Source organism: Allobosea sp. 10L422, from assembly GCF_056395345.1.
This window is the reverse complement of record NZ_JBFTJI010000008.1, coordinates 125,301-140,236: the sequence shown is the minus strand read 5'-3', so window position 1 is coordinate 140,236 and position 14,936 is coordinate 125,301. Positions and strand designations below refer to the sequence as shown.

The window sequence follows — 14,936 nt, the reverse complement described above, 5'->3', positions numbered from 1 at the left end:
AGCCCTTGCATCTTCAGGCCATCCCGGACAAATCCGTCCGGGATGGCCGTCTTGTTCAAGGAAGCCGATGCAGAAGAACGCGTACTTCCGGGGGCTGACCATCCCCTTCCTGCTGCTGATGCCGCAGCTCGCGATCACCGTCGTGTTCTTCTATTGGCCGGCGAGCCAGGCGGTCTGGCAGAGCTTCCTGCTTGAAGACGCCTTCGGCACTTCGACCGAGTTCGTCTGGTTCGAGAACTACCAGCTGCTGTTCGCCGATCCCGGCTATCTCAAGGCCTTCATCAACACCGTCATCTTCTCGACCTTCGTCTGCGTGTTCTCGCTGTCGATCGCGCTGCTCTTCGCGGTGATGGCAGACCGGCAGATCCGCGGCGCTGAAATCTACAAGACCCTGCTGATTTGGCCCTATGCGGTGGCGCCCGCCATTGCCGGCGTGCTCTGGATCTTCATGTTCGATCCCTCGCTGGGCATGCTCGCACGGGGTCTGCAATCGCTCGGCATTCCCTGGAACCCGCGGCTCAACGGCAATCACGCCATGCTGCTCGTCATCCTCGCGGCGACCTGGAAGCAGATCAGCTATAATTTCCTGTTCTTTCTCGCCGGCCTGCAGTCGATCCCGAAGAGCGTGATCGAGGCTGCCGTCATCGACGGTGCCCGGCCGATGCGTCGCTTCTGGACCATCGTCTTCCCGTTGCTCTCGCCGACGACCTTCTTCCTGCTCGTCGTCAACATCGTCTACGTCTTCTTCGACACCTTCGGCATCATCGACACCGTCACCGGCGGCGGTCCCTCGGGCGCGACCGAGACGCTGGTCTACAAGGTTTTCTCCGACGGCAAGGGCGGCTCCAATCTCGGCGGCTCGGCGGCGCAGTCGGTGATCCTGCTGATCATGGTCATCGGAATGACCGCGATCCAGTTCCGCTTCATCGAGCGCAAGGTGAGCTACTGATGGCGTCCGTGCTCTGGATGGACCTAACCGCCGAGGAGCTGCGCGCCAAGGCGGCGAAGGACGCGATCGTCGTTCTTCCCGTCGCCTCGATCGAGCAGCACGGGCCGCATCTTCCCGTCGGCGTCGACACCATCCTTTGCAGCGGCGTCTGCAAGGCCGCGGCTGAGCGTGCTGATGATGTCGACGTCGTCGTCGCGCCGACGCTGTGGTGCGGCATGGCCGAGCATCACATGGCCTTCGGCGGAACCTTCACCTTCGATATCCCGACCTATCGGGCAGTGCTGCTCTCGCTCCTGAAGAGCATCGAGCGCCACGGTTTCCACCGCGTGCTGATCGTCAACGGCCATGGCGGCAACATCGCCGCGCTGACCGCCTTTCTGCCCGACTTCGCCCGTGAGACGCGGCTGCATGTCGAGGCGACCACCTATTTCCTGCTGGCCGAGGCCGCGCTCCCGGCGCTGCTCGAGGACCAGAAGGGTGTGCAGCACGCTTGCGAGGTCGAGACCTCGATGATGATGGTGCTGGCGCCGGGCTGCGTTCGCGAGCCGCGCCTGTCGGAAGCGTTCGGTGCGCGGGGTGGGTCGTCTGGACGCCCGGAGGTTTCTCGCCACCGTTCCTTCCGGGACATGACCGAAACCGGCGTGATCGGCGATGCRCGSCGCGCGACGGCTGAAAAAGGTCAAGCCTGTCTCGATGCCTGCGCGGAAGCGCTGGCCGGCCTGCTGCGCGAGATGGGGAAGGGGATCTGATGGTCGAGGACCGCCGCCTGGGCGACATCATCGCCTATGTCATCCTGACGATCGGCGTGCTGATCGTCGCCTTCCCGGTCTGGCTGACCTTCGTCGCCTCGACCTGGGATGCCTCGACCGTGATCAACGGCCAGATGCCGCTCTATCCCGGCCCGTATTTCCTGGAGAACTACAACCGCATCCTCTTCATCGGCACGTCGAGCACGACGCGCGAGCCGGTGATCCACATGATGCTGAACTCCTTCATCATGGCGATGGCGATCGCGCTGGGTAAGATCTTCATCTCCGTGCTCTCGGCCTATGCGGTTGTCTATTACCGCTTTCCGTTCCGCATGGCCGCCTTCTGGATCATCTTCATCACGCTGATGCTCCCGGTCGAGGTCCGTATCTTCCCGACGTTCAAGATCGTCTCGGACCTGCGGATGCTCGACACCTATCAGGGTCTCGCCGTCCCGCTCATTGCCTCCGCGACGGGCACGTTGCTCTTCCGCCAGTTCTTCATGACGATCCCGGATGAGCTGCTCGAAGCCTCCAAGATCGACGGTGCCGGCCCCTTCAAGTTCTTCAAGGACACGCTGCTGCCGCTCTCGATAACAACGATCGCGGCGCTSTTCGTSATCCAGTTCATCTATGGCTGGAACCAGTATCTCTGGCCGCTTCTGGTGACGACCAAGGACTCGATGCAGACCATCGTCATCGCCATCAAGAAGATGATCGTCACCGCCGACGCGCTGACCGAATGGCAGCTCGCCATGGCCACGGCCATGCTCGCGATGCTGCCGCCCGTCCTCGTCGTCATCGCCATGCAGAGGCTCTTCGTGAAGGGCCTGGTCGAAACCGAGAAGTAATCCGCGAATGGCCCAGGTCACTCTCAACAGCGTCAAGAAGGTCTATGCCGGCGGCGTCGAGGCCGTGAAGGGCGTCTCCTTCGACATTCCCGACGGCGGCTTCTGCGTGCTCGTCGGCCCCTCCGGCTGCGGCAAGTCCACGCTGCTGCGCATGGTCGCCGGTCTCGAGACCATCTCGTCCGGCGAGGTCGCGATCGGCGAGCGCGTCGTCAACCAGATCGAGCCGGCCGACCGCGACATCGCCATGGTGTTCCAGAACTATGCGCTTTACCCGCATATGAACATCTACGACAACATGGCCTATGGGCTGCGCAACCGCGGCACGCCGAAGGACGAGATCGACAAGCGCGTGAAGGAGGCGGCCCGCATCCTCGCGATCGAGCCCTTCCTGGAACGCCGGCCGCGCCAGCTCTCCGGCGGCCAGCGCCAGCGCGTCGCCATGGGCCGCGCCATCGTGCGCAAGCCGCAGGTCTTCCTGTTCGACGAGCCGCTCTCGAACCTCGACGCCAAGCTGCGCGTCCAGATGCGCGTCGAGATCAAGAAGCTGCAGCGGGCACTCGGCGTCACCGCGATCTACGTCACGCATGATCAGGTCGAGGCGATGACGCTCTCCGACAAGCTCGTGGTGATGAATGCCGGGCAGGTCGAGCAGATCGGCCTGCCCGCCGAGGTCTACCGCAAGCCGGCGAGCAAATTCGTTGCGACCTTCATCGGCTCGCCACCGATGAACATCCTGCCGGGCGTGGTCGACGGCCACGGCATCGTCGCGCTCGGCGACACCGTGTTGCAGGCGCACGACCTGCGCGAGGATCTGCCGCCCCAGATGCCGGTCGAGGTCGGCCTGAGGCCGGAGGATGTCGAGATCGTCTCCGATGACGATGCCGGCTCGCTGCCTTTCGATGTCGAGTTCATCGAGGAACTCGGCGCGACCCAGCTCTTCCACGGCAAGCTCTCCGGCCAGCCCTTCGTGATGCAGGCGGCGACCGGCGACGTTCCTGCTCAGGAGGGCCGGCTCTGGATCACGGTCGATCCCGGCAAGGTCCATGTCTTCGACCCGAAGACGGGCGCGCGGCTGGGGAAGGACTGAGCGGGGCGCTGCGGAAGCCGCAGGCGCTTGTACCCCGTCATGGTCGGGCTTGTCCCGACCATCCACGTCTTCGCTGGTCGAGGCTCGTGCTCAGGACCTGGATGCTCGCCACAAGGGCGAGCATGACGGCGGTGACGCCCGCGAATGACGGCGAACCTCAAGCCGCCAGATCGGCCACCAGCGCGTCGAGCAGCAGCGCGCCGTCCGGCGTCGCCGCGAGCCGGCCGCCTTGCCGGTGCAACAGCAGCTTCTCCTCGATCAGGCTGGCAATGCGCTTGGCATTGAGCTCGCGGCCTGCGAGCGCCTTGAACACTGCGGGATCGATACCTTCGACCAGACGTAGGCCCATCAGCAGATATTCGTCGCCCTGCGATTCCTCGCTCAGGCGCTCGTCCTCGACCAGGGCCTGACCCTCGGCCGCGACCCGTTCCAGCCAGATTTCCGGCCGCTTCTCGGTCGAATGCGCCATCCGCCCTTGCGCCGTCACCAGCCTGCCATGGGCGCCGGGGCCGACGCCGGCATATTCGCCATAGTGCCAGTAGACAAGATTGTGGCGGCATTCCGCGCCCGGCCGGGCGTGGTTGGAGATCTCGTAGACCGGCAGGCCGTGCTTGGCCGTGATCTCCTGCGTTGTCTCGTAGAGCGCCGCACCCGCATCATGGTCGGGGATGGCGAGCTTGCCGGCCCGGAACAGCCGCTCGAAGGCGGTGCCGGGCTCGATGGTGAGCTGGTAGAGCGAGAGGTGCTCGGCCGCGTGGCTGATCGCCAGCTCCAGCTCCGCGCGCCAGAGCGCCGGCGTCTGCGCCGGCGAGCGGGCATAGATCAGATCGAAGGAATAGCGCTCGAAATACTTGCGTGCGATAGCGACGGCCGCGAGCGCTTCCTCGGCCGAATGCATTCGGCCGAGCGCCTTGAGATCGGCATCGTTCAGCGCCTGCACCCCGAGCGAGACACGGTTGACGCCTGCCGCCCGGAAGTCACGGAAGCGGCCGGCCTCGACGCTGGTCGGGTTCGCCTCCAGCGTCACCTCGCAATTCGGATCGACCGTCCAGTGCTCGCCGATCGCGTCGAGGATCGCCCCGACCGTGCGGCCCTCCATCAGCGAGGGCGTGCCGCCGCCGAAGAAAATCGAGGAGACCGTGCGGCCCGGCGCCAGCGCGGCGCGATGCGCGATCTCGCGGTGGAAGGCGGCGATGTACCGGGCCTGATCCGGCGGCTGCAGGCGTACATGCGAGTTGAAGTCGCAATAGGGGCATTTGGCCAGGCAGAATGGCCAATGCACATAGACGGCAAAGCCCGCATCCGCAGTCGGATGCGAGGCGGTGGGCCGCTCCGACAGGGCGGCCGCGGCACTCACGCCGATTTCCTCAGGCAGGCGGCGGCAAGCACATGGAACGCGCGCGCCCGATGCGACAGGCCGGGCGAGCCATCGGCCGGGATGCCGTGCTTCTCGTCCGCCGTCATCTCGCCGAAAGTCTTGCCCTGGCCATCGGGGAGGAAGATCGGGTCGTAGCCGAAGCCGCCCGCGCCACGGGCCTCATGAGTGACCGTGCCGAAGACGCGCCCCTCGAACAATTCCTGATGGCCGTCCGGCCAGGCGATGACCAGCGCCGAGACGAAATGCGCCCTGCGTTTGTCGGGCGTGGCGGCACCGCGCTTGGCCAGCTCCATCTGCACGCGTGCGATCGCCGGGGCGAAATCCTTGCCCGGCCCGGCCCAGTTGGCCGAGAACAGGCCGGGCGCACCGTCGAGCGCATCGATGCAAACGCCCGAGTCGTCGGAGAGCGCCGGTAGCCCGCTCGCTTTGGTGGCGGCCACCGCCTTGATCGCCGCATTCTCCGAGAACATGGTGCCGTCCTCGACCGGCTCGGGCAGGCCGAGCTCTCCGGCCGAGACGAGCTCAATGCCGTAGGGAGCCAATAGCTGGCGCATCTCGCGCAGCTTGCCCTGGTTGTGGGTCGCGATCACGACCTTGCCGGTGAGGAGGCGGTGGTTCGACATCGGTTTTCTCGTATCCGCCTCGTCATCCCGGGCTTGAGCTGGGATCCATCGAAAGGCGCCGAAGCTCTACGATGGATTCCGGATCTCCGCTTCGCCAAGTCCGGAATGACGGCGTTGTTTCGTTGTCTATGCGATCAATCGATCAGGCTACCGCCGCCTTCTGCAGCGCGACGAGCTTGGAAACGCCGCCCTTGGCGAGCTTGAGCAGCGCGAGCAGCTCGTCCTCCGAGAAGGGCGCGCCTTCTGCCGTGCCCTGCACCTCGACGAGGCCGCCTGCGCCGGTGATGACGAAATTCGCATCGGTCTGCGCGCCGGAATCCTCGACATAGTCGAGATCGATCACCGGGTTGCCGGCGACGATGCCGCAGGAGACGGCGGCGACATGGTCCTTCAGCGGGTGGGTACCCTTGAGGAGCCCGCGGCCTTCCATCCACTTCAGCGCATCGTGCAGGGCGACCCAGGCGCCTGTGATCGAGGCAGTGCGTGTGCCGCCATCGGCCTGCAGCACGTCGCAGTCGACGACGATCTGGCGCTCGCCGATCGCAGTCAGGTCGACGACGGCGCGAAGCGAGCGCCCGACCAGTCGCTGGATCTCCTGCGTGCGGCCGGAGGGCTTGCCGGAGGTGACCTCGCGGCGCGTGCGCTCATGCGTGGCGCGCGGCAGCATCGAATATTCGGCGGTGACCCAACCCTTGCCGGTCCCGCGCAGCCACGGCGGCCCCTTTTCCTCGACAGTCGCGGCGCACAGCACCTTGGTCTCGCCGAACGTCACCATGCAGGAGCCCTCGGCATAGCGCACCACGCCGCGTTCGAGCGTGACCTTGCGCATCTCGTCGGCGGCGCGTTTGGAGGGTCGCATGAAATGATCCTGTCTTGCGGAGAAGTGGCGGCTTTTAGGCTCTCCCGCCCGGTACGGCAAGGCAGGAGCCTTTCCGCCCCTTGATCCATGCGCATCGTATGACGACAATAGGATGGAGGAACGGTTCGCCCGTAAAGGTTCATGAGCGCCCATACCCCCCGCCCCGAGACGATCAGCAGCCTGGTCGAGACCGATCAGCGCTCGCGCGAGATCTTCCGCCAGATCGTCGACGGCTTCCTGGCGACCGGCGAGCCGGTCGGCTCGCGCAACATTGCCCGCCTGCTGCCGATGTCGCTCTCGCCCGCGACGGTGCGCAACGTCATGACCGATCTGGAGCTGGCCGGGCTGATCTACGCGCCGCATACCTCTGCGGGGCGACTTCCGACAGAAAGAGGCCTGCGCTTCTTCGTCGATGCGATGATGGAGGTCGGCAATCTCACCTCCGACGAGCGCAAGCGCATCGAGGCGCAGATCAGGGCTGCCGCAACCAACCGCAGCCTCGACCAGACGCTGACCGAAGCCTCGGCGCTCCTCTCCGGCCTGTCGCGCGGCGCCGGCGTCGTCGTCACCACCAAGGCCGACCCAAGGCTCAAGCACATCGAGTTCGTCCGGCTCGATCCCGCCCGTGCGCTGGTCGTTCTGGTCGCGGACGATGGCACCGTCGAGAACCGCCTGCTGGCGTTGCCGCCCGGCCTGCCGGCCTCGGCGCTGAGCGAGGCGGCGAACTTCCTCAACGCCCGCATCATCGGCAAGACGCTCGCCGAGCTGCGGGGCGAGATCGCGACCCAGCGCTCGCAGATGGAGCGCGAGCTCGATGCGCTGACTGCGCGCCTCGTCGAGAACGGCATCGCCACCTCGTCGGGCCCGAGCAGCGACCGCCATCTGATCGTCCGTGGCCAGGCTAACCTGCTCGAGGATCTGAAGGCGCAGGAGGATCTCGAGCGCATCCGCCTGCTCTTCGGCGATCTCGAGACCCAGACCGACATGATCGATCTTCTGTCGCGGGCGGAGGACGGCGATGGCGTGCGCATCTTCATCGGCTCGGAGAACAAGCTGTTCTCGATGTCGGGCTCCTCGATGGTGGCGGCGCCCTTCCGCGATGCCGAGCAGCGCATCGTCGGCGTCGTCGGCATCATCGGCCCGACGCGCCTGAACTATGCCCGCATCGTCCCGATGGTCGACTACACCGCCAAGGTGGTCGGCAGCCTGCTCGACGGCGAGCGTTGAGGCGAGAGCAGGGTGCAAAAATAGTGAGAACCGTTTTTTCGCGATCCTGCTCTGACTTTTGAAGACGGATTTGGCTTCCGGCGCGGATGAGGCTACCTCTGCGCGCGAAAGCGACCCGTTCGCGCCCGAACATCCAAGGCCAGAGCCATGTCAGACCAGCTTCCCGACCGCCTCTCCGTCAACCCGGACAGCCCGTTTTACGACGCCGAGGTGCTGGCGCGCGACATCGGGATCCGCTTCAAGGGCGTCGAGAAGACCAATGTCGAGGAATATTGCGTCTCCGAAGGCTGGGTGAAGGTCGCGGCCGGCGCCGCCAAGGACCGCTTCGGCCGCCCGATGACGATCACGCTCAAGGGCGCTGTCGAGCCCTATATCCGCGGCGCGGCTCAGGCCGAGGGCTGACGGAAGGTTCCCCTACGGCTGAGGAGACGAGGCGCCGGGCAGTGGCCGGCGCTCTCGGGAGCCTCTCGCATTAACGCAGTTGCCGCTACGGCATTGCGTTGAGGCGGCGTATATGCATTGATCATGCAACCAATGGTTGCGTGAGGCGATGATTCTGTCTCCTTGGTTGCTGATTGCGAACACCCTCCGAGGCATCTCCGAATACAAGGGCGCAGCCGCGGAACCGCGGATCTTGGAGATGTTCCGCCTGTCGGGGCACGGTCAGGTCCGCAGCGACGAACAGGCGTGGTGTGCGGCTTTCGTCGGTGCCTGCCTCGTGCTTTCCGGCTACGCGTCGAGCCGCTCGCTGATGGCCCGCAGCTATCTCAACCTCGGTGCGAAGCTCGAAGAGCCACGCGAAGGCTGCATCGTGGTGCTCTCGCGCAACGAGGCGAACAGCTCTTACGGGCATGTCGGCTTTTTCCTGCGCGAGGATGACGAGCACTTGTTCGTGCTCGGCGGCAATCAGAGGGACAGCGTCACGGTCTCCAGCTATTCGAAGTCCAGGCTGCTTGGTTTTCGGTGGCCAACCGAGCGGGTGCCGGTTGCGGCCAGCGGCCTCCTGCCGAACATTCTGCAGCTCGGCGTACCCGACGAGCAGATCACGACGGAGGCTTTGGAGAACGAGCAACGCGGGGTGCTCGGCGCGATCGATGGAGGGCAAGGCCTCCCCGAGTTTCTGCCCCTCGGTCCTGGCGTCAATCCAGATTTCATCGACAAGGTCGAGGCCGTCCAGAAGCTGCTGAACAAGCAAGGCTATCCGCCCGGGACCGAAGATGGCGATTACGGGCTGCGGACAATGACGGCCGTCTTCTCCTTCCAGCAGGCCAACGGCATCCCGCCGACGGGCATCGTCGATGCCTGGACCTGGTTCCAGCTCCAGAACGGGGAGCCGATGCCGCTCTGGCCGGAGCGGCGCAACGAGACGGCGCGGGAGCTGAAGCGGGAGGGCTCGCAGACGATCGCGCTGACCGACCGCGGGCGCTGGCTCGCGCTCGCGACCGCGCTGTTCGGCGTATTGGGGCTGACGGATGCGCGAACCGGCCTCTTCGAGAAGACCGGTCAGTTGGCCACCAAGGCCGAAGCAGCCGCAACGCAGGTCGTGCAATCCTCTTCGGTGACGGACTGGGTCATGCCTGCGGCCCTTGCCGACGAGGCGGGGAGCTCCCTGCCCACGATCCTGCCGGTCCTTCTGGGTGCCAGGGGCGGAGTCTGGATCATATTGATCGCGCTTGCCGTCATGCTCTGGCGCAATGCTCAGGCGACCACCGCCCAGCGTGTCGACGAACACCGGACGGGCGCGAATCTGCGTTACTGATCGAGGGGGGAGCCTATGGTCGATTTCACGCAGGACATCGTCAACGAGATCACGCGGCTGGCCCAGACACAGGGGCTGGAGCCGGCCGTAGCTCTCGCCGTCGTCGAGGTCGAGAGCAATGGTCGCGCCTTCGAGGCCGACGGCGCCACTCCCGTCTTCCTGTTCGAGAAGCATGTCTTCCATCGGCTGCTGCGCGAGGCTGCGCCATCGCTGCTGGCGCGGGCGGAAGCGGAGGGTCTCGCCATCCCGAGCTGGCAACGCGCCTCTCAATACGCCGATCAGGGGCGTGCGGGCCGTCTGAGTGTGCTGCAGCGCGCCCGGGCGATTCACGAGGAGCTCGCCAATCGCTCGGCGTCTTGGGGCCTCGGCCAGATCATGGGCTTCAACGCGGTCGCGCTGGGCTACGCCTCGGCCACCGATATGGTCGCGAGCATGGCAACGGGCGTGACCGCGCAGATCGAGGCGATGCTGCGCTTCATCGCGATGAACCCCGCGATGACGCGGGCCTTGCGGAGCCGCGACTGGGCCGGTTTCGCGTATCGCTATAATGGCAAGGGCTACGCCGCGAACCGCTACGACACGCGGCTGGAAACAGCCTACGGGGCCTGGGCGGCGCGGTTGCGCATGCCCGGTGCTGCCGCCACGGTCCTGTCCCCTTCGGTCACGCGCGGGCGGACCGAGATGGAACGCGTGCAGGAGCACCTTGCCCGTCTGGGCTATTCGGTGGGCAAGATCGACGGTCTCTTCGGTCCAATCACCTCCGGCGCCCTCTTCGCCTTCCAGATGCAGAATGGCCTGTCGGCGACGGGACAGCCCGACGATGCGACCTTGCTGGCTCTCGCGGGCGGGTTGCCGATGCCGATCGCGCGGGCGCGAGCGCAGGCGACGCCGGGAGATCTGTATGAGGATGGCGTGCCTGCCATCGTGGCCGCCGACAACAACCGCAAGGCCGCGATCGGTGTCGGCGCAGCCGGTGTCGTCGGCGGGCTGGGAGCGATCCCCGGCATCGGTCAGTCGGTCGAAGGCATTTTCAAAGCCATTTTCATGCCGGGGGCCGGAACTGGCGATGTTGCGAAATCTCTCGGCGACCTCGCTGTCGGCGCCCTGCCATATCTCGGGTCCGCTGGCCTCGTTCCGGCGGCGGCCGTCGGGGCGGGATTGTTTCTGTTTCGCAGTATCGCGGGAATTGCAGAGGAGCGCGTCGCCGACCGCCGCAAGGGCTTCGAGAGGAACTCACCGTCACGTGCGGTCTTTGCGCCGGTCGAGCACTGGAGGGGATGATGCTAGGCAGATCGATGCATGTGGCATGTCGCGGCATCGCCGTCTGCGGTGCTGTTTTCGCCGTGATCGAGCCCCTCGCCGCGGCGCCCGCCCTTTCCGATCTCAAAGGCGACTGGGTTCTCGTCGTTGAGCGCGAAGGCCATCTCGGCCTGGCGATCGATGTCGTCGGCCAAGAGGTGATGCTGCGGGAAACGATCCGCGTTGGCTATGCCGAATGCATGCTGACAGGCAGCGGCGTCCAGATAGGCGGCACCGCAAGCGCCAAGGTCAACGCCTTCGTTGTTCACTGCAGCGGCAGACGCATGTTCGGCCACCCGCGGGATTGCACGTTCAAAGCCGGCCAGTTCGCTGACATCGCCGAGGTTTCCTGCAGCACCGGCAAGCAGGCCGGTCCGACCGTCGTGCTGCGGAGGATCCGCAAGAGCTGACCTCGCAAGAGCCCCTCAGCGCAAATCCTTGTAGAAGAAGGTCGATCCGCAATCGGCCCCGCCGGGCATCAGCGCAAAGCGCGGGATGGTGCCGACCTCCGTCCAGCCGAGGCGGTTGTAGAGCCGGCGCGCGGCACCATGTTCGTCGGTGTCGAGCACGAGCAGATTGCGGCCCATGTCCCGCGCCGCCGCCTCGGCATGCCGCATCAGCGCTTCGCCGATGCCTTGTCGGCGCGCGCGTGAATGCACCAGCACCTTGGCGATCTCCGCCCGGTGCGGCTGGTTCGGCTTGCCGATCAGATGCAATTGCGCCGTGCCGACGAGGCCCCCGGCAGTTCGTGCAACGAACAGGGTGACCTGCCGGCTTGCGACGCCGGCTGCGACATCGCGCCAGAAGCGCTCATAATCCGCCAGAGTGTTCCGATCCATGAAGCCGACGGAGGCGCCATTGGCGACGCAGTCGCGCAGGATTTCGGTAAGCGCGGGAATGGCTGCCTCGATAGCGCCGGCATCGAGCGTTTCGACGGCGACGGTGAGCGTGGTCGCGTTCATGCGGTATGTCCCGGAAAGGCGCCGCTTCTGGCGGCGAGGATGACGGTGTAACGAGCGGGCGCGCTGCCCGGATTGCGGTAGATGATCGCGCCGCGCAGATGCATCTGCAGGCAGTCGCCCTCGGCGAGCTCGTGGCGGGCGCCTTCGACCGTCAGGTCGAGCCGGCCCCGGAGCACCCAGACCTGCTGATCGAGCGCCGGAGCGCCGGTCGCGCTGTCGAGCCGCACTTCCGCGCCTGCGGGTAATTCGACCTCGACGATCTCGAAGCCCGAGCCCGTGCCGCGCGGCGAGACATTGCGGCGCAGATAGCCGCTCGCAGGATCGCGCCAGACCGGCTGGGCGTCGCGGCGTGCGAGCGGGCCGGTTCCTGCTTGCTCTTCCAGCAACGCCGAAAGCGAGAGGCCGAGCCCGGAGCCGAGCCGGACCAGGAGCGCCGCCGTCGGACTCGATTCTCCGCGCTCGACGCGCGAGATCATGGCACGGCTGACGCCGCTACGCTCGGCGAGGGCGTCGAGCGTCAGGCCATGGCGCTGGCGAGCCGCTTTCAGCCGCTGCCCGAGCAGGCGGTCGATCTCGATGTCGTTTTCAAATTCCATATTAGGAGAATAATTCTGATATATTGGAATTGGCAAGGGGGTGCGTTCGGACGGGTCCGCGACGGAGCCTCCGCCATCCGGCGGCTTGACCCGGGGCCTACTGGAGGGTTCTGTCGCGCTAAGATGGATCCCGGATCTCCGCTTTCGCTTCGTGCGGGATGACGAGGCGGCTCCGGGAAAAGCGCCCCGGAGCGACCTTCGGACAGGCCAACCGCTTGGCGCGAGGCGGCTTCACTGCTATGGCGCGCGCATGAGCACCCGCACCATCGACAATATCCGCAACTTCTCGATCGTCGCGCATATCGACCACGGCAAGTCGACGCTGGCCGATCGTCTGATCCAGCAGACCGGCACCGTCGCCGCCCGCGACATGAGCGAGCAGATCCTCGACTCGATGGATATCGAGAAGGAGCGCGGCATCACCATCAAGGCCCAGACGGTGCGGCTCGACTACCGTGCGCAGGACGGCAAGGATTACGTCCTCAATCTGATGGACACCCCCGGCCACGTCGATTTCGCCTATGAGGTCTCGCGTTCGCTGGCGGCCTGCGAGGGTTCGCTGCTGGTCGTCGACGCCTCGCAGGGTGTCGAGGCGCAGACGCTCGCCAACGTCTATCAGGCGCTCGACGCCAACCACGAGATCGTCACCGTCCTCAACAAGATCGACCTGCCCGCCGCCGACCCCGAGCGGATCAAGCAGCAGATCGAGGATGTGATCGGGCTCGATGCCTCCGAGGCCGTGCCGATTTCGGCCAAGACCGGACTCAATATCGAGGGCGTGCTCGAGGCCATCGTCCAGAAACTGCCGGCGCCCAAGGGCGATCCCGACGCGCCGCTGAAATGCCTGCTGGTCGATAGCTGGTACGATGCCTATCTCGGCGTCGTCGTTCTCGTGCGCGTCATCGACGGCGTGCTCAAGAAGAACATGACCATCCGGATGATGCGGGCGAAGGCGTCCTATGGCGTCGACCGCGTCGGCGTGTTCAAGCCCAAGATGCAGGAGGTCAAGGAACTCGGCCCCGGCGAGGTCGGCTTCTTCACCGCCTCGATCAAGGAGGTCGCGGACACCGCCGTCGGCGACACCATTACCGACGACAGGAAGCCGATCGCCGAGCCGCTGCCGGGCTTCAAGCCGGTGCAGCCGGTGGTGTTCTGCGGCATCTTCCCGGTCGACGCCGCCGATTTCGAATTGCTGCGCGCCGCGATGAGCCGGCTGCGGCTGAACGATGCCTCGTTCTCCTACGAGATGGAGACTTCGGCCGCGCTCGGCTTCGGCTTCCGCTGCGGCTTCCTCGGCCTTTTGCATCTGGAGATCATCCAGGAGCGGCTGGAGCGCGAGTTCAACCTCAACCTGATCTCGACCGCGCCCTCGGTGGTCTATCATCTCAAGCTGCGCGACGGCACGACGCTGGAGCTGCACAATCCGGCCGACATGCCGGATGTGATGAAGATCGAATTCATCGAGGAGCCCTGGATCAGGGCGACGATCTTCACGCCTGACGAGTATCTCGGCTCGGTGCTGAAGCTGTGCCAGGACCGGCGTGGCCTGCAGATCGACCTCAACTATGTCGGCTCGCGGGCCAAGGTCGTCTACGACCTGCCGCTGAACGAGGTGGTGTTCGACTTCTACGACCGGCTGAAGTCGATCTCGAAGGGCTATGCCTCCTTCGACTACCAGATCACCGACTATCGCGAGGGCGACCTCGTGCGCATGTCGATCCTGGTCAATGCCGAGCCGGTCGATGCGCTCTCGATGCTGGTCCACCGCTCGCGCGCCGATGCGCGCGGCCGCGCCATGTGCGAGAAGCTCAAGGAGCTGATCCCGCCGCACATGTTCCAGATTCCGGTGCAGGCTGCCATTGGGGGTAAGATCATCGCCCGCGAGACCATCCGGGCGCTGCGCAAGGACGTGACCGCCAAATGCTATGGCGGCGACGCCACCCGCAAGCGCAAGCTTCTGGAGAAGCAGAAGGAAGGCAAGAAGAAGATGCGGCAGTTCGGCAAGGTCGAAATCCCGCAGGAAGCCTTCATCGCCGCCCTCAAAATGGACGATTGAGCCGGCGCAGCCGCGCGGTTCCTCGTCACAACCACCACTGTCATTCCGGGGCTTCGCGAAGCGAAGAGCCCGGAAGCCATGACTGGGTCACGGTTTATGACGAGGTGCGGGATGGCTCGCCCGGTCGTGGGTTCCGGGTTCGCGCCATGGCGCGCCCCGGAATGACAAGGGTAGCGCTCAACGACCGCAATTGACCTGCTAGAGCGCTTCCGCGCCGAGCTTCGCCTGCCAATGGGCGAGACGCTCCTTCAGCACGCGATCCCGCACATAGGCGATATCCTCGTCCGCCAGCCTTTCCAGCGCCTCGAAGCGAAAGGCATCGGGGCCATGCGCGTTCCACGCCGCCTGTAAGGAGCGCTGGCGGTGGCTGCCATGGCGCAGCGTGAAGCGCAGGCGGTTCTCGATCGTCGTGAGATCGGGCGCCCGCCCGACCCATGTCAGCCCGGCCGCCTCACAGCGGAGGGCGAAGATGCCCGCCACCGTCTTCCGTTCCTTGTAGGCGGCCGTCGCCGCTTTCCTATCCGCCATCTGCATCGGTGCAGTC

General features: G+C 65.7%; 16 protein-coding genes. 10 read left to right on the top strand and 6 right to left on the bottom strand.

What is annotated here, in order from left to right; genetic code table 11:
- The first annotated feature begins 67 nt into the window (after positions 1–67).
- From ugpA to AC1DEZ_RS17115, 4 genes are read left to right on the top strand one after another with little or no spacing between them, the layout of a single operon-like run.
- The gene (gene ugpA, locus AC1DEZ_RS17130) at positions 68–949 is read left to right on the top strand and encodes a sn-glycerol-3-phosphate ABC transporter permease UgpA (protein ID WP_441509978.1); all 882 of its coding nucleotides are present in this window, start codon (positions 68–70) and stop codon (positions 947–949) included.
- Positions 949–1,698, top strand: coding sequence for a creatininase family protein (locus tag AC1DEZ_RS17125; RefSeq protein WP_441509977.1), 750 nt, complete (start codon positions 949–951; stop codon positions 1,696–1,698). Before ugpA ends, AC1DEZ_RS17125 begins: the two co-directional genes overlap by 1 nt.
- Positions 1,698–2,546 carry a sn-glycerol-3-phosphate ABC transporter permease UgpE gene (gene ugpE / locus AC1DEZ_RS17120; protein ID WP_441509976.1) on the top strand — a complete coding sequence of 283 codons (849 nt, stop codon included), beginning with the start codon at positions 1,698–1,700 and terminating at the stop codon, positions 2,544–2,546. Before AC1DEZ_RS17125 ends, ugpE begins: the two co-directional genes overlap by 1 nt.
- 7 nt (positions 2,547–2,553) lie before the next feature.
- Complete coding sequence (locus AC1DEZ_RS17115) at positions 2,554–3,633, top strand: sn-glycerol-3-phosphate import ATP-binding protein UgpC (protein ID WP_441509975.1); 1,080 nt, start codon at positions 2,554–2,556, stop codon at positions 3,631–3,633.
- A 157-nt stretch (positions 3,634–3,790) separates the two neighbouring features.
- Here AC1DEZ_RS17115 and hemW read toward each other — a convergent pair whose 3' ends face one another.
- The 3 genes from hemW to rph form a co-directional block, all read right to left on the bottom strand.
- The gene (gene hemW / locus AC1DEZ_RS17110; protein ID WP_476780121.1) at positions 3,791–4,990 is read right to left on the bottom strand and encodes a radical SAM family heme chaperone HemW; all 1,200 of its coding nucleotides are present in this window, start codon (positions 4,988–4,990) and stop codon (positions 3,791–3,793) included.
- A complete protein-coding gene (rdgB, locus tag AC1DEZ_RS17105; RefSeq protein WP_476780120.1) occupies positions 4,987–5,634 on the bottom strand; it encodes an RdgB/HAM1 family non-canonical purine NTP pyrophosphatase in 648 nt (215 codons plus the stop codon). The genes hemW and rdgB overlap by 4 nt, the downstream gene beginning before the upstream one ends.
- Before the next feature lie 142 nt (positions 5,635–5,776).
- Positions 5,777–6,493 carry a ribonuclease PH gene (gene rph, locus AC1DEZ_RS17100; RefSeq protein ID WP_476780119.1) on the bottom strand — a complete coding sequence of 239 codons (717 nt, stop codon included), beginning with the start codon at positions 6,491–6,493 and terminating at the stop codon, positions 5,777–5,779.
- 141 nt (positions 6,494–6,634) lie between these two features.
- Here rph and hrcA point away from each other — a divergent pair, with 141 nt between their 5' ends.
- The 5 genes from hrcA (at position 6,635) to AC1DEZ_RS17075 (ending at position 11,188) form a co-directional block, all read left to right on the top strand.
- Positions 6,635–7,720 carry a heat-inducible transcriptional repressor HrcA gene (gene hrcA, locus AC1DEZ_RS17095; RefSeq protein ID WP_441509971.1) on the top strand — a complete coding sequence of 362 codons (1,086 nt, stop codon included), beginning with the start codon at positions 6,635–6,637 and terminating at the stop codon, positions 7,718–7,720.
- A gap of 147 nt (positions 7,721–7,867) precedes the next feature.
- A complete protein-coding gene (locus AC1DEZ_RS17090; protein ID WP_476780118.1) occupies positions 7,868–8,122 on the top strand; it encodes a DUF3297 family protein in 255 nt (84 codons plus the stop codon).
- Positions 8,123–8,270: 148 nt separating this feature from the next.
- Complete coding sequence (locus AC1DEZ_RS17085; RefSeq protein WP_476780117.1) at positions 8,271–9,479, top strand: C40 family peptidase; 1,209 nt, start codon at positions 8,271–8,273, stop codon at positions 9,477–9,479.
- A 15-nt stretch (positions 9,480–9,494) separates the two neighbouring features.
- A complete protein-coding gene (locus AC1DEZ_RS17080; RefSeq protein ID WP_476780116.1) occupies positions 9,495–10,760 on the top strand; it encodes an N-acetylmuramidase domain-containing protein in 1,266 nt (421 codons plus the stop codon).
- Entirely contained in the window at positions 10,760–11,188 is a 429-nt protein-coding gene (locus AC1DEZ_RS17075; protein WP_476780115.1) for a hypothetical protein, read from the top strand. The genes AC1DEZ_RS17080 and AC1DEZ_RS17075 overlap by 1 nt, the downstream gene beginning before the upstream one ends.
- A 15-nt stretch (positions 11,189–11,203) precedes the next feature.
- On the opposite strand, the gene AC1DEZ_RS17070 is transcribed toward AC1DEZ_RS17075, so the two are convergent.
- Both AC1DEZ_RS17070 and AC1DEZ_RS17065 read right to left on the bottom strand, forming a co-directional pair.
- A complete protein-coding gene (locus tag AC1DEZ_RS17070) occupies positions 11,204–11,740 on the bottom strand; it encodes an N-acetyltransferase family protein (RefSeq protein ID WP_476780114.1) in 537 nt (178 codons plus the stop codon).
- Complete coding sequence (locus tag AC1DEZ_RS17065) at positions 11,737–12,336, bottom strand: helix-turn-helix domain-containing protein (protein WP_476780113.1); 600 nt, start codon at positions 12,334–12,336, stop codon at positions 11,737–11,739. The genes AC1DEZ_RS17070 and AC1DEZ_RS17065 overlap by 4 nt, the downstream gene beginning before the upstream one ends.
- 250 nt (positions 12,337–12,586) lie before the next feature.
- Between AC1DEZ_RS17065 and lepA the strand changes: the two genes are divergently transcribed.
- On the top strand, positions 12,587–14,392 hold the full coding sequence (lepA, locus tag AC1DEZ_RS17060) for a translation elongation factor 4 (protein WP_476780112.1): 1,806 nt from the start codon (positions 12,587–12,589) through the stop codon (positions 14,390–14,392).
- A 198-nt stretch (positions 14,393–14,590) separates the two neighbouring features.
- Here lepA and AC1DEZ_RS17055 read toward each other — a convergent pair whose 3' ends face one another.
- Positions 14,591–14,926, bottom strand: coding sequence for a GIY-YIG nuclease family protein (locus AC1DEZ_RS17055; RefSeq protein WP_441509962.1), 336 nt, complete (start codon positions 14,924–14,926; stop codon positions 14,591–14,593).
- Positions 14,927–14,936: the final 10 nt, after the last annotated feature.